The 14,980-nt window shown below is 60.5% G+C and carries 9 protein-coding genes; 4 read left to right on the top strand and 5 right to left on the bottom strand.

Annotation, left to right across the window (positions count from 1 at the left end; all coding sequences use genetic code 11):
- Positions 1-89 precede the first annotated feature (89 nt).
- Positions 90-1,742, bottom strand: coding sequence for a TldD/PmbA family protein (locus ABD919_RS07375; protein ID WP_345235264.1), 1,653 nt, complete (start codon positions 1,740-1,742; stop codon positions 90-92).
- Positions 1,743-2,069: 327 nt separating this feature from the next.
- Between ABD919_RS07375 and ABD919_RS07380 the strand changes: the two genes are divergently transcribed.
- Both ABD919_RS07380 and ABD919_RS07385 read left to right on the top strand, forming a co-directional pair.
- Entirely contained in the window at positions 2,070-5,390 is a 3,321-nt protein-coding gene (locus ABD919_RS07380) for a beta strand repeat-containing protein (RefSeq protein WP_345235266.1), read from the top strand.
- Positions 5,391-6,336: 946 nt separating this feature from the next.
- Positions 6,337-10,452, top strand: a complete 4,116-nt coding sequence (locus ABD919_RS07385) for an IPT/TIG domain-containing protein (RefSeq protein ID WP_345235268.1) — start codon at positions 6,337-6,339, stop codon at positions 10,450-10,452.
- 355 nt (positions 10,453-10,807) lie between these two features.
- Here the strand turns inward: ABD919_RS07385 and ABD919_RS07390 are convergent, their stop codons facing one another.
- The 4 genes from ABD919_RS07390 to ABD919_RS07405 all read right to left on the bottom strand — a co-directional run bounded on the left by ABD919_RS07390 (position 10,808) and on the right by ABD919_RS07405 (position 13,441).
- Positions 10,808-11,134, bottom strand: a complete 327-nt coding sequence (locus ABD919_RS07390; protein WP_345235270.1) for a HesB/IscA family protein — start codon at positions 11,132-11,134, stop codon at positions 10,808-10,810.
- 88 nt (positions 11,135-11,222) lie between these two features.
- The gene (locus ABD919_RS07395) at positions 11,223-11,624 is read right to left on the bottom strand and encodes a hypothetical protein (RefSeq protein WP_345235272.1); all 402 of its coding nucleotides are present in this window, start codon (positions 11,622-11,624) and stop codon (positions 11,223-11,225) included.
- A gap of 87 nt (positions 11,625-11,711) precedes the next feature.
- Positions 11,712-12,122 (bottom strand): Fe-S cluster assembly scaffold IscU, encoded by a 411-nt coding sequence (gene iscU, locus ABD919_RS07400; RefSeq protein ID WP_345235274.1) that lies wholly within the window; start codon positions 12,120-12,122, stop codon positions 11,712-11,714.
- Positions 12,123-12,226: 104 nt separating this feature from the next.
- Entirely contained in the window at positions 12,227-13,441 is a 1,215-nt protein-coding gene (locus tag ABD919_RS07405) for an IscS subfamily cysteine desulfurase (RefSeq protein ID WP_345235276.1), read from the bottom strand.
- 301 nt (positions 13,442-13,742) lie between these two features.
- On the opposite strand from ABD919_RS07405, the gene mce reads away from it, so the two are divergent.
- The gene (gene mce, locus ABD919_RS07410; RefSeq protein ID WP_345235278.1) at positions 13,743-14,150 is read left to right on the top strand and encodes a methylmalonyl-CoA epimerase; all 408 of its coding nucleotides are present in this window, start codon (positions 13,743-13,745) and stop codon (positions 14,148-14,150) included.
- Positions 14,151-14,332: 182 nt separating this feature from the next.
- On the top strand, positions 14,333-14,905 hold the full coding sequence (locus tag ABD919_RS07415) for an L-threonylcarbamoyladenylate synthase (protein ID WP_345235280.1): 573 nt from the start codon (positions 14,333-14,335) through the stop codon (positions 14,903-14,905).
- Positions 14,906-14,980: the final 75 nt, after the last annotated feature.

Here is a 14,980-nt window from a genome sequence, read left to right on the forward strand (position 1 = left end):
GTGCTCATGTGTTGATTTGTTGATGCGTCGTTTAAGGTGCTACTGTGAAAAACAGACAAAGCACATCAGCACATCAAGCAATCAGCACATTAACCAATTTTGCGGGCCGTATTTATCACGTTCACGCCATTGAAGCGCGTGGTGGCCGAGCCGTGGCTCACGGCTGATACCTGCGAGGGCTGGCCCTTGCCATCAAAGAAGGAGCCGAACAGGCGGTAGTCGGACGCGTCGCAGATGGCGGCACAGGAGTTCCAGAACTCCTGGGTGTTGGCCTGGTAAGCCACATCTTCGACCATGTCGGTAATCTGGCCTTTCTCGATGGCGTAAAACACCTGCCCGCCAAACTGGAAGTTGTAGCGCTGCTGGTCGATGGAGTAGGAGCCCCGGCCGGCGATGTAAATGCCCTTGTCCACGCCCTTTATCATCTCATCTACGCTGAGCTTGGCCGTGCCCGGCTGCAGGCTCACGTTGGGCATGCGCTGAAACTGCACGTTGCTCCAGGAGTCGGCGTAGCTGCAGCCATCCGATTCCTTCTGGTTAAGGATATGGGCCTGGTCGCGGGTTTTCTGGTAGTCGACCAGCGTGCCCTCCTTTATCAGGTCCCAGCGCTTGGTTTTCACGCCTTCGTCGTCGTAGCCCACCGCGCCCAGCGAGCCGGGCTGCAGCTTATCCGCCACGATGTTGACCAGCTTGGAGCCGTAGGGCAGGTTTTTGGCCTTCCACTCCAGGGTGGCGAAGCTGGTGCCGGCGTAGTTGGCCTCGTAGCCCAGCACGCGGTCCAGTTCCAGAGGGTGGCCCACGCTCTCGTGTATGGTCAGGCCCAGGTGATTGGGGTCAAGCACCAGGTCGTACTTGCCGGGCACCACTGACTTGGCCGTGAGCTTTTCCTTTACTTGCTTGGCCGCCAGGGCGGCATCTTCCAGCATGTCGTAGCTGTTGCGGTAGCCAATGAGGCCGGTGCCGGCCGGGCCCGCAATCTTGTCGGCCGCCTTGGGGCTGAGGTATTCATAGCCCAGGCCCATGGGGGCGCTCAGCGCGTCGCGGGTGCGGAACTTGCCGCTGGCCCGGTCGATGGCCGTGACGCCAAACGTGGGCCAGATGCGGTGAATGTCCTGGTCGATATAGGAGCCGTCGGTGCTGGCGAAGTACTTCTGCTCGTTGATTTGAAACAGGGTGGAGTTCACAAACGAGGCGCCGTTGTCCAGGGCGCGGGCATTGGCCGCCAGCAGCAAATCCACCTTGTCCTTTACCGGCACCTCGAAGGCATTCTGCTGAATAGGGGTTTTCCAGCTCACCTCGCCGTAGCCCTGCTGCGGGGCCAGCACTACTTTTTCCTTCTGCACCCGGGAGTTGGCCTTGGCAATGGCGACGGCCTGCTGGGCGGCTTTGGCCAGGCTGGCTTCGGTCACGTTGTTGGTTGCGGCAAAGCCCCAGGTGCCATTAGCCAGTACGCGCACGCCGGCGCCATAGCTTTCGCCGCTGGCAATGTTCTGCACCTGCTTTTCACGGGTGAAGATGCTTTGGTTGAGGTAGCGGCCGATGCGAACGTCGGCGTAAGAGGCGCCGGCGGCTTTGGCTGCGTTCAAGGCGGCGTCGGCCAGGCGTTTTTTTGCGGCGGGCTCCAGGCCGGGCTCCAGTAGCCGGGCGGCATCCACGGGTTGTGCGCCAAAGCTCAGAAAGCCCGGCAGCAGCAGGGCTCCGGCGGCCAAACCGGTGAGACCCACAAAGTCACGTCTTTTCAAAATAGAGTAAGGTTCGGGAATATTTCAGAGAGATTTGTAAAGATGCGCCCGCATCCTAAACAAAAAGACAACAGCTTAAACAAAACGTTGCCTCAGCTGCCAAAAGCTTTTTGGGGCCCTTAGGTTCCGGACTGGGGGAGGGGAGGCCCCTGGCCTGGGGTCGCGGCGCTGCTGTCACCCTGGCCCGCGCTTCAACGTAGCTGCGCTGCTCACCATTTCGTAATGCGATGGGCGCGGCATCAGCCGGAAAGGCGTTGTACATTTATGCCCCCTTTTGATGGGGCCTCGATTCGCAGCTTATTCTTTTTTTCACCTTCATTCTCTTTTATGAAACACATGTTTACAACCAGGTTACTGGCTTGCCTGGCATTTCTGGCTCTGCTGTGGCCGCTGGCCACCACCGCCGCACCCTTTACCCCGGGCAACCTCGTGGTGGTGCGCATCGGCGACGGCTCGGCTGCCCTGTCCAGCGCGGCCACGGCCACATTCCTGCTCGAATACACGCCCACGGGCACGCTGGTGCAAACCATCGCCCTGCCCACGGCCGTGTCCGGCAGCAACCGCATTCTGACCAACACCGGCTCGTCGAGCACCGATGCTACGCTCTCGCGCTCCGAAGATGGTCGTTACCTGGTACTGACGGGCTATGATGCGGCCCCGGGCACGGCAACGGTGGCCGGTACCACCTCGGCTACCGTCAACCGGGTTATCGGCCGCATTGCCGCCGATGGCACCATCAACACCAGCACCGTTGTTAACGATGCCTTCAGCGCCGGCAACATCCGCTCGGCCGCTACCGTGGACGGCGCCAACTTCTACGCGGTAGGCTCCAACAGCGGGGTGCGCTACGTGCCGTTTGGCGGTACGGGTGCCAGCACCGCTATCAACTCCGCCCCCACCAACATTCGGGTGGTTGAAATTGCTGATGGCAACCTGTACGTATCGGCCGCCTCGGGTACTTACCAGGGCATCAGCCAGGTAGGAACGGGCCTGCCCACCACCACCGGGCAGACTGTTACCCAGCTGCCGGGCTTCCCCACGGCTTCGGGCCCCCAGCCCTATGAGTTTTTCTTTGCCGACCTGAGCACCAGCGAGCCCGGTGTAGACGTGGTGTATGTGGCCGACGACCGTACCTCTTCCCCCGGCGGCATCCAGAAGTGGAGCCTGGTGGGCGGCACCTGGACGCTGAATGGCTCCATTGCCAGCACCCTGGCCGTGCGCGGCCTCGATGGCATGGTAAGCGGTGGCACTGTTACGCTGGCAGCCAGCGGCAACGGCGGCCTGTTTCTGCTCACGGACAACGCCGGCTACAACGCGGCCCCCAGCGCCGCTATGCTGCCCATGGCCATTGCCACCGCCGGCACCAACGCCGTGTTCCGCGGCGTAGCCTTCGCCCCGGTAGCGGGCATGGTAACGCCTGCGCCTAACATCACCAGCTTCACGCCGGCCACGGGCAACGTAGGTGCTACCGTTACCATCACGGGCACCAACTTCACCGGCGCCACTTCGGTAACGCTGAACGGCGTGGCCATCACCGGCTTTACCGTGGTAAACGGCACGACCATCACCTTCACCGTGCCCATGGGCGCGACCAGTGGTGCCATTGCCGTGACCACCCCCGGCGGCACGGCTACCAGCAGCACTAACTTCACCGTAACGGTAGCCACACCGGCTCCCACCATCACCTCGTTCACGCCGGCTTCCGGTAACGTAGGTGCTACGGTTACCATCACCGGTACCAACCTCACCGGCGCTACTTCGGTAACGCTGGGCGGTGTGGCCGCTATGTTTACGGTGGTAAACGGCACGACCATCACCTTCACCGTGCCCACGGGTGCCACCACTGGCGCCATCTCGGTTACCACCCCCGGCGGTACCGTGAACAGCGGCACCAACTTCACGGTAACGACGCCGGTACCGGCCCCGACCATCACTTCGTTTACCCCCGCTTCGGGCAACGTAGGTGCTACGGTGACCATCACCGGTACCAACTTCACCGGCGCCACGGCCGTGACCCTGAACGGGGCAGCTATTTCGGGCTTCACCGTAGTGAACGGCACGACCATCACCTTCACCGTGCCCACGGGCGCGACCAGCGGCGCCATTGCCGTTACCACCCCGGGTGGTACGGCCACCAGCACAACCAGCTTCACGGTAACCACGCCCACGCCGGCTCCCACCATCGCCAGCTTCACGCCGGCTTCTGGTAACGTAGGTGCTACCGTGACCATCACCGGTACCAACTTCACCGGCGCCACTTCGGTAACGCTGAACGGCGTGGCCATCACCGGCTTTACCGTGGTAAACGGCACGACCATCACCTTCACCGTGCCCATGGGCGCGACCAGCGGCGCCATTGCCGTTACCACCCCGGGTGGTACGGCTACCAGCAGCACCAGCTTCACCGTAACGGTGCCCACCCCGGCGCCCACCATTACCTCGTTCACCCCCACCTCGGGTGCCAGCGGTGCTACGGTAACCATTACGGGCACCAACTTAACCGGTGCCACGGCGGTAACGCTGAACGGTGTAGCCATCACCGGCTTCACGGTAGTAAACGCCACCACTATTACTTTCACCGTTCCGGCTAGCGCTGCCAGCGGCACCATCGCCGTGACTACCCCCGGCGGCACGGCCACCAGCACGGGTACGTTCACCGTAACGCCGGCCGTACCGGCGCCCACCATCACCAGCTTCTCGCCCGCCCGGGCTGTGGCCGGTATGGGCTTCACCCTCACCGTAAACGGCACCAACCTGGTAGCCGGTACGGTTATCAACTTCAACGGCAACAACTACACCGGCATGGTACTGGGCTCGAGCGGCACCGGCTACTCGGTGGTGATTCCCGCCAGCGGCGTGCCGGCTCCGGGTACCTACCCCATCACCGCAACCAACGGCGGCGGCACTTCCATGGCGCTGTCCTTCATCGTGGTGGCTCCCTCTACCGTCTCTGCTTTCGAAGACTTCGAGACGGGCACCAAGGGCGGCTACGCTACCGGCACGGTCATGCTGAGCAGCGGGGCCTGGACCTTCACCGATGCCCTGCTGGGCAACTTGTTTAACGACAAGACGAACGGGGTGCAGAGCGCGCGCATTCGCGGCGGTGGCTCCATCACCATGAACTTCGACAAGCCCAACGGCGCGGGCGTTATCACACTGCAGGCCGCCCTGTACGGTACCGATGCCGCGGCTTCCTTCACGCTGGAAATCTCCTCGGACGGCGGCAACACCTGGACTACCCTGTCGGGCGCCCCGGCGGCCCTTACCACCACGCTGACGACTTACTCGTTCACGGCCAACCGCCCCGGCAACGTGCGCCTGCGCATCAGCAGCACCAACACCACGGCTGGCTCCAACCCGCGCATCAACATCGACGACATCACCATTACCAACTTCATGGGCACGGGTACCCGCGAAGCCAGCCAGGCTCAGCTGAGCCTCTACCCCAACCCCACGGCCGACCTGGTAACGGTAGGCGTGAATGGGAATGCTGCCGGTCTGTCGGTAGAAGTACGCGACCTGCTGGGCCGCGCCGTGCTGAGCACCACGCTGCCCGCCTCGGGCCAGCTGAGCCTGCGCACCCTGCCTGCCGGTACCTACCTGCTCACGGTAGACGGCAAGCTCACCCGCCGCATCACCAAGGAATAGGTTTCCCTGGCTGATGGCCGTTGGCTGCTAGCTAATGGCTGACAAAGACAAAAAAGCCCCTGCTTCGGCAGGGGCTTTTTTTGTGCCCGCCTCCAAACCGCTCGCCGAGGAAAATCGCCTGATAGCAGGGCCTACAACGGCGCATGGCGAGTACCTGGGCCAGGCAGGGGAGGCGGGTAATAAATTCGTAACCGACTAGTAGAAGCTATACCCTGCCGCGGGTGGTACCTTTGTAGTTGCAACCCCTTACTCTGACTAAACTTTAAGCAACAAACGGGTTATGAAGTATTTTCCTACGGAAACAATGAAGAGAGCCTGGTCCCCTGTCGGGCTGCTTCTGCTGCTGCTATTCCCACTACTCGGGGTGGGGCAAACCACCATTTTTACGGAGACCTTTGGGACTCCATCGGCAACTACTGCTATTTCAACTTACGCCGGTCAGAGCGCGCCAGCGACCTTCTCGACTAAAAGCCTGGGTTATACCTATGGCAGCGGAGGTCTAGTCGCTGCAGCAGATATTCGCTCTTCAAATGCTTCTACAGGCTATACCGGAGCTTCCGGTAATGGCAATGCCTTTTTTACACAAGCCACCGATAATATAGGTTTTTCTATCGGTAGCATTGATGCCAGCGCTTACTCAGGTCTTCAGTTGTCCTTTGGCATACGAAGAGAAATAGCGAATGCGGCGTACGGTGTGTTGGTAGAATATTCCACCGATGGCACCACTTATACGGGAACGGGAGTGACTGTAAGCAACTTGCCAGCTAGTACCGCAGTAGTTGGATGGGCCACTACTAAGGCTACTGCCACACTGCCGGCAGCGGCGCAGTCTGCAACTCTTTCCATTCGCTTTGTTAAAACCGGTACAGCTACGGCAGTTCGCTTGGACGACATCGTTTTGACTGGTTCAGCCGTTGGACCTGCCATTTCGGTTTCAGCTGCTGCTTTGACTACGTTTTCGACCGTGCAAGGCACGGCTTCGGCCCATCAGAACTATACAGTGTCGGGCAGCAGCCTCACGGCTGGCATCAGCATTGTGTCGCCTACGGGCTACGAGCTGGCGCTGGAGTCGGCTACTCCCAATACCCCGGGCGCCTTCAGCGCTTACCCGGCGGGCTCGCCCCTGGTGCTGCCGCAAAGCGGCGGCAGCGTGGCATCTACTAAAATCTACGTGCGGCTGGCTGCTTCCGCAACGGTAGCCGGAAACCCTTACAACGGTAACATCGTGCACAGCAGCACGGGAGCTGCTTCCGTAAATAAAGCGGTTGCGGGTACCGTAACGGCGCCCCCCACCATCAGCAGCTTCACGCCGGCCAACGGCCCGACAGGCACGGTGGTAACCATCAACGGCACCAACTTCACCAATGCTGCGACGGTCACCTTTAATGGCACCACGGCCACTACTGTCTCGTTTGTAAGCAGCAGCCAGCTTACGGCGACGGTGCCCACCGGCGCCACTACCGGCCCCATTGCTGTGACCGTAAGCGGCAACACCGCTACCAGCGCCACAAGCTTTACCGTCGACCCTACCCCCAACCCGGTTCCGACCATTACCTCCCTCTCGCCCAATAATGCTTTCGCCGGCGGGGCGGGCTTTACCCTTACCGTAACGGGCACCAACTTCCAGACCGCAGCCACCACCACCTTCACCTTCGGCGGGACGAGCTATACTCCTAATACTACGGGCTTCACCAGCACCAGCTTCACGGTGGCCATTCCGGCGGCAGCAATTGCTACGGCTGGCCCCAAAGCGGTGACGGTAACCAACCCTGCCCCCGGCGGTGGTACGGCCACCGCTACGTTTACCGTTAATCCTGCCGCGCTGGCTACTTACTCTACGGCCTCCTTAACCGGTTCTGCTGCCTCCGTTAGCCCTGCTGCTACGGCAGCCAACGTTACGGCTTCTGCCATTACCCGGGGCAGCGGCCTCTCGGTACAGTCCAGCACCGGCGGCTTCAACAGCGGCGCCTGGAGCACCAGCGGCACTCCCAACCTGGATGACTTCCTGGCCTTTGACCTGACCATGGCCAACGGCTTCTTTGCGACCATTAACACCATCACCCTGAGCGGTACGCGAACTCCTGCCGGCCCCCAGACCCTGGAGCTGCGCTACAGCACCGACGGCACCAACTTCAGCAACCCGGTTTCGTTGGGTACGGCTTCGCTGCCCGCCGATGGGGTAGACTACAGCTTTTCCTTTACGCCCGCCGGCGGCACGCTGCAGGCCGTGCTGGGCTCGATTTACTTCCGCCTCTACGGCTATAATGCCACCAGCACGGGCAACTTTACGCTGAAAAATGTGACTGCGGCCAATGCCCTGAACGTGGAAGGCACCGTGTCGGCGGCGACGCCTGGCACCATTACGGTGTCGACCAACGGCCCCCTGGCCGTGGGTGCCACCCAGCAGCTTGTGCCCTCGGCCCCGCCGGTAAGCTACACCGTGAGCGGCAGCTCGCTGGGTATCATTCCGCTAACCATTCAGGCCCCGGCCGGCTTCCAGGTTTCTACCACGGCGGCCTTTACGGGCATTACAGCCGATGGAAACACCCTGACGCTGACGCCCAGCGGGGGAAGCGTGCCCACTACTACCATTTATGTGCGCCTGAGCGGCAGCGGCACCGTGGGTCCGCTGACTGGCAACATCGTGCACAGCAGCGGCGTCTCGCCCACCCAGAACGTTGCCGTAACCGGTACGCTCAACATTGCCCCGCCGACCATTGGGGTGGCCCAGGGTGGTACTGGTATTGCCGCGGGTGGTTCTTTTGCCTTCCCCGACACCCGGGTGGGCGTGCGCAACACCCAGTCCTTCACGGTAAGCAACACCGGTGGCCAGACCCTTACCATCAGCAGCATCAGCACTATGGGTAGCGACTTCACCGTGGTTGGCGTGCTGCCCACCATTGTGCCGGCCTTCAGCTCGGCTACCTTCTCGCTGCGCTTTGAGCCCTCGGCCATCGGGGCCCGCACGGGCAGCGTTACGCTCAACAGCAACGACCCCACCCAGCCAGCTTATACTTTCAATCTGAGTGGCAATGGTCTGGCCAGCACCTTCGTGCGCTGGACCGGCGCGGGTGGCGACAACAGCTTCTTCACGGCCGCTAACTGGTCGGCGGGTACCGTGCCCGGCTCCACCGACGACGTGCTGCTCGACCACAGCACCGTGACTGGCGCCTACGTGGTAAGCATGAGCGGAGCCGGCGTAGCCCCGGTAGTTCTGCGCTCCCTGACCATCAACCCCGGCGGAACTGCCCAGCCTACTATTGAGCTGGAAGTGCCGGCCAGCAACACCTTGCCGGACGCCCTCACCATTACGGCCGCTTCCGGTCAGCCTTCGCTGTCTATTTACGCGCAAGGCATTGTAACCAACCGTAGCGGCGCTACTTCAGCGGCAGGTATTGTAGTTACGGGCAGTGTGCTGAACGCCTACATCTACAACGGCGGCCTGTACCAGCATGCTACGGTACGCTCGTCGTCGGATTTGACCGACAACCTGTCCGGGGTAGGCGGTACTGAAAACGGCAACTTTGCCTTCGACGTTACTCCAGCCAGTGCCGGGCAGCTAACCTCAATAGCACTGCAAGGGCGAATCTTTGGAAACCTCAGCTTTGTGGCACGCGACGCATCTGGTTACGCGGGTTCAGGCACTACTTCCCCGTTTACCATCAATGGTAACCTGATTATTGCCTCGGGTACGCAGTTTCAGAATAGCATTACCACAACCCACGTGCGGGGCAACATCGTCAACAATGGCAACCTGCGCTTCACCGGTACCAACCAGCAGCTGATTTTTGACGGGCAGGCGCCTCAAAGCATCAGCGGTACGGCCCTTGGCAGCAGCACGGCATCCGGCAACAGCGGTTTGGCGGCTAGCCTGACCCTGCAAATGGCGAACCCCACCGGCCTCACCCTGAACACCGACGTGCTCATTACCGGTACCCTCGACCTGCAAAAGGGCAACATCAACACCAATGCCACTACCGGCAGGCTGACCATCGCGGCTGCCGCCAACATCACCGGCGGCTCGGCCAGCAGCTACATCAATGGGCCGCTGCTGCGTGCTACGGCTACGGGGGCGCGCACCCTGCTTTTCCCCATCGGCAAGGCAGGCAACTTCCGTCCGCTGACGCTGGGCATCACGGCTCAGACCAACACCCCCACTTATTCAGCCGAGGAGTTTGAAGGTGCACCCAGCACCACCCCCCTGACGGGAGGGCTGACCCGCGTATCGTCGCGCCGCTACTTCAGCCTCACGCCCAGCGTGGCACCCACGGGCTTCAGCGCCACCCTCACCATAGCGTTCGAGGTGAATGACTTCGTGAACTACCCCGCCGACGCTTCCTTCGTGGTTGCTAAGCGCGACGATGCCAGCAGCCCCTGGGTCAACATTGGCCGCTCGGCCAGCACAGGTAGCACCAACGGTGGCTTCCCCGTAGCGGGCACCCTTACCTCGGCCGCGTTCACGGCCTTCGCGCCCGGCTCGGAGTTCTCCCTGGCCAGCACCAGCGCCAGCAGCATCAACGGCTTCCCCGGCCTGAACCCCCTGCCGGTGGAGCTGACCAGCTTCACGGCTAGCCGCCAGCCGGCGGGTGTAGCTCTGCGCTGGACCACCGCCAGCGAGAAAAACAACGCCTACTTTATGGTAGAGCGCAGCCTCGACGGCAAATTCTTCACGGCCATCGGCCGGGTAGAGGGCCATGGCAACAGCGCCCGTACGTATGCTTACGGTTTGCTCGACGGCCAGGCTCCCCAGCAGCAGCTCTACTACCGCCTGCGTCAGGTAGACACCGATGGCAAGTCTTCGCTTTCGCCAGTAGTGGTAGTGGGTGGCAGCGAGTCGAAAGACCTGACTGTGTTCCCCAACCCGGCTCAGCAAAGCATCAGCTTCCTGGCCGCTGGCGCTTCTCCCTACCGCATCCTGAACCAGCTCGGTCAAACCCTGCTACACGGCACCGCCGAAACTGGCCTCAATATGCTGCCCCTCGATAAGCTGACGGCCGGCAGCTACCTGCTGGAGCTGCAAACCAGCCAGGGCCGCGTAGTGCGGAAGTTCGTGAAAGAGTAGTCTGGACCACGGATTGCCACGGATTTTTCGGATTCCACGGATTTTGTAGACGATTTCCTACAGCCCTAAAGTAAAATGGCCACCCGCAGGGGTGGCCATTTTGCTTTCCTTGTCAGCTCCCGTAGTGGTGAATATCCATCGACAGGCCTCGTAGCCAAGCCATTCTTCTCACCCTCAAGAAAAAGGCGAAGCGTTTGCGGGAGAGCCAGTCAAGCAAGATTGTACAGCAACTTTAAATATGCTCTCAGTGCCTATCAAAAAAGGCCACCCGCAAGGGTGGCCTTTCTTATTGAAGCGGAATAGGGAATCGACTACAAAATCCGTGTAATCCGAAAAATTCGTGTCAATTCGTAGTTCAGACGGAGAAGCTTTCGCCACAGCCGCACTCACGGGAGGCGTTGGGGTTGTTGAACTGAAAGCCCTTGCCATTTAGACCGTCGGAGAAGTCCAGCTCGGTGCCGGCCAGGTAGAGGAAGCTTTTCATATCCACCACTACGCGCACGCCCTTGTCCTCGAACTCCTGGTCCATGGGGCGCACTTCGTTGTCGAAGTCGAGCTTGTAGCTCAGCCCCGAGCAGCCGCCACCAGCTACCGAGGCCCGCAGGCGGTAGGTGTCGTCCAGGTTGGCATCGGCCATCAGCCGCTGCACCTTTTCTTTGGCTTTATCAGATACGGTAATCATTGTTATGAAGCTTTTAGCTGATAGCTAATAGCTATTAGCTTGTTAACAGTCGAGAGCTAACAGCCAATAGCTATTAGCTAACAGCTAATCAGGAACTGGGGTTCAGCACCACGCTGAACACAGTAATGGTGTTGAGGTCGCGGCCGTAGTAAAGCTTGTCCAGGGCCTCGTACACGTTGTGGGCCCGGAAGTAGGAGGTTTGCAGCTCTTTGTCGCCGCGGGCCCGCCACTGCAGGGTGTAAGAGCTTTCCGTGTCGCGGAAGCTGCGCACGTAGCTCAGCATCTTGCGCAGGCAGTCTACCCGGTCGTAGCCCAGCTCGTAGCGAAACAGAAAGCTCTGCTGGTGCCGGGGATTGACGGTAATCAAGTCCAGCCGGGTCTGCCCGTCCAGCTGCCGGTACTCGAACAGCAATTGCCCGGGCTCCATGCCCAGGTGCTGCTCAATCTCGCGCTGCAGGCGGGCACTCTCAACGTGCGTGTCGTTGCTCATAAAGGGAATTATGAGTTATGAGTTAGGAATTATGAGTTGATGGAACAACAACTCATAATTCCTAACTCATAACTCATAATTAAAAAATTAGTGGTGCGCGATTTCCAGCGCAGGCAAACCATTCTTTACGCGGTAGTCGGAGATGGCCGACTTAATGGCGTCCTCGGCCAGCACCGAGCAGTGAATCTTTACCGGAGGCAGGGCCAGCTCTTCCACAATCTCCATGTTGTCGATAGCCAGGGCCTCGTCGACGGTTTTGCCTTTCAGCCACTCCGTGGCCAGCGACGACGAGGCGATGGCCGAGCCGCAGCCGAAGGTCTTGAACTTGGCATCCACGATGGTTTGCGTCTCGTCGTCCACCTCAATCTGCAGGCGCATTACGTCGCCACACTCAGGAGCGCCCACGAGGCCGGTGCCTACGTTCTTCTTGCTTTTATCCAGCGTGCCCACGTTGCGGGGGTTGCTGTAATGGTCGATTACTTTATCGGAGTAAGCCATGGCTTTTTTCAGTTAACAATTAACAATTATCAGTTAGCAGTGAGAGGTTATCAAGTGAGGCAGTAGAACAAGCTGTACACTGCTCACTGATAACTATTCACTGATTAATGTTCGGCCCACTCAATGGAGTTGAGGTCGATGCCTTCCTTAAACATTTCCCACAGCGGCGACATTTCGCGCAGCTTGGTAACGGCTTCCTTTACGTGGCCGATGGCGTAGTCAATCTGCTCGTCGGTGGTGAAGCGGCTCAGGCCGAAGCGCAGGGAGGAGTGCGCCAGGTCGTCGCTCAGGCCCAGGGCCTTGAGCACGTAGCTGGGCTCCAGCGAAGCCGAAGTACAGGCCGAGCCCGACGACACGGCCAGGTCTTTCACGCCCATCATCAGGCCTTCGCCTTCCACGTACTTAAAGCTGATGTTGCTGACGTGGGGCAGGCGGTGCTCGCGGGAGCCGTTCACGTAGCTTTCTTCCAGCTCCAGCAGGCTGCTTTCGAGACGGTCGCGCATCTTGCTCAGGCGCTCGGCGTCCTGGGCCATTTCCAGGCGGGCCAGCTCGCAGGCTTTGCCCAGGCCCACAATGCCCGGCACGTTGAGCGTACCCGAGCGCATGCCGCGCTCGTGCCCGCCGCCATCCATCTGGGCGGTTACCTTCACCCGGGGGTTCTTGCGGCGCACGTACAGCGCACCTACGCCCTTGGGGCCGTAGAACTTGTGGCCGGTGAAGGCCATCAGGTCGATGCCGTCGGCAATTACGTCCACTGGAATCTTGCCTACGGCCTGGGTGCCGTCGGTCATGAACAGGGCGCCGTGCTTATGGGCGATGGCGGCAATCTCGCGGATGGGCTGAATGGTGCCCGTCTCGTTGTTGCCGTACATGATGGTCACCAGAATGGTCTGGGGCGTCATGGCGGCTTCCAGGTCAGCCAGGCTGATGAGGCCTTCCGAGTTCACGGGCAGGTAGGTCACGCGGCCGCCCAGCTTCTCGATGTGCTTACAGGTGTCGAGCACGGCTTTGTGCTCGGTGGTAGCGGTGATAATGTGGTTGCCTTTCTGGGCGTACATCTCGTACACGCCCTTAATGCCCAGGTTGTCGCTCTCGGTAGCGCCGCTGGTGAAGATAATCTCCTTGGGGTCGCAGTTGATGAGGGCCGCAATCTGCTCGCGGGCGTAATCCACGGCCTCTTCTGCTGCCCAGCCGAAGGGGTGGTTGCGCGAAGCGGCGTTGCCAAACACTTCGGTAAAATAGGGCATCATGGCCTCCAGCACCCGCGGGTCGAGGGGGGTGGTGGCGTTGTTGTCGAGGTAAATCGGGAGCTTTAGCATTGCGCGCAGCGGAAAAATCTAGCGAAGAATAATTCCCCAGTAGAACACCGTTTCAATCAAATCGGTTTTCTTTGGGCCCACAAAAATAGACAGAATCTAAATAGGGATTGCTGCCTGATTTTCTGCCTGCCCCCGATATTCGGCCTATGGCGCCCAGAAGGCGCTTATCGGCCGCTGCGACCCCCTAAATGGTCTGAAATCTCCTTGCCGGTAACGGGCCCGGCGTGAGCGCCGCCTCCACCCGCTGTGCTCGTACAGACCATCGGCGTCCACCTTTCCTCCCTCTCCTTACTACGAAACGATGCTCACCAACCTCGAACACCTCGGCCTGGCCGTTAACGACCTGGAGGCCGCTACTGCGCTTTATACTTCCTTGCTGGGCATTGCTCCCTATAAGAAGGAGCACGTAGCCAGTGAGGCCGTCGATACCGTCTTTTTTCAGGTGGGCGGCTCCAAGATTGAGCTGCTGGCCGGCACCTCGCCGGATAGCGCCATCACCAAGTTTCTGGCCAAGAAGCCCGAAGGCATTCACCACGTAGCGTTCGAGGTAGACGACATCCGGGCCGAAATGCAGCGCCTGCAAGAGCAGGGCTTCGTGCTGCTGAATGAGGAGCCCAAGCGTGGCGCCGACAACAAGCTCGTATGCTTCGTACATCCCAAAAGCGCCGCCGGAGTTCTGGTGGAGCTTTGCCAATCAATCGCTGATTAGCGCTGATTGTATTGATTCCATTGATTCTTCCGGCTACTAGCTTCTACAGCAGTGAGTGCGGAAGTCGGCACAGCTAACTTCCCAGTGGACTGTGGGAGAGCCTGAAATCAGCGGAATTAATAAAAGCCGCGTTAACAGCATATAATCAGCGGAATCAAAACAATCAGCGTTAATCAGCGACAATGAACCGTTTCCAGCAAGAAGTTGATGCCGCCGTAGATGCCTTGCTACTGCAGCAGGTTATTCTTTACCCCACCGACACCGTCTGGGGCCTGGGCTGTGACGCCGAGGTTCCCCGCGCCGTGGGACAGCTCTATAAGCTCAAGGAGCGGCCGGTCGGTAAACCCAGTATCGTGCTGGTGGCCGACCTGGCCATGCTTAGCCGTTATGCCAGCAAGGTGCCGCCCGAGCTGGAGGCGGCCCTGGCGGCCCAGTCGGGCCCCACAACCTATATACTGCCGGCCAGCCGGGCCCTGGCACCGGGCTTGCTGGCACCCGATGGCACCGTGGGCCTGCGCCTGGCGCAGGATGAGTTCTGCCACCGCGTAGTGCGCCGCCTGGGCCACGGGCTGGTGTCGACATCGGCCAACAAAAGCGGGGCTCCTACGCCGGCCCGCTACGCCGAGATTGACCCAGCCATTGTCCGGGGTGCCGACTATGTGGTAGGCTGGCGGCAGGAGGAAAGCAGCCCAGCCCTGCCTTCCCGCATCGTGCGCCTGGGCGAGGATGGGCAGCTGGAAGTGGTGCGGGAGTAAGCTGCCGCCGCAGCGCGGCCTGAAAGCCCGCGCTACAATAGATGCCCCCCCGAGGTTTCAACTACAGGGGCGGCT

This window comes from Hymenobacter saemangeumensis, from assembly GCF_039541835.1.
Taxonomy (GTDB): Bacteria; Bacteroidota; Bacteroidia; order Cytophagales; family Hymenobacteraceae; genus Hymenobacter; species Hymenobacter saemangeumensis.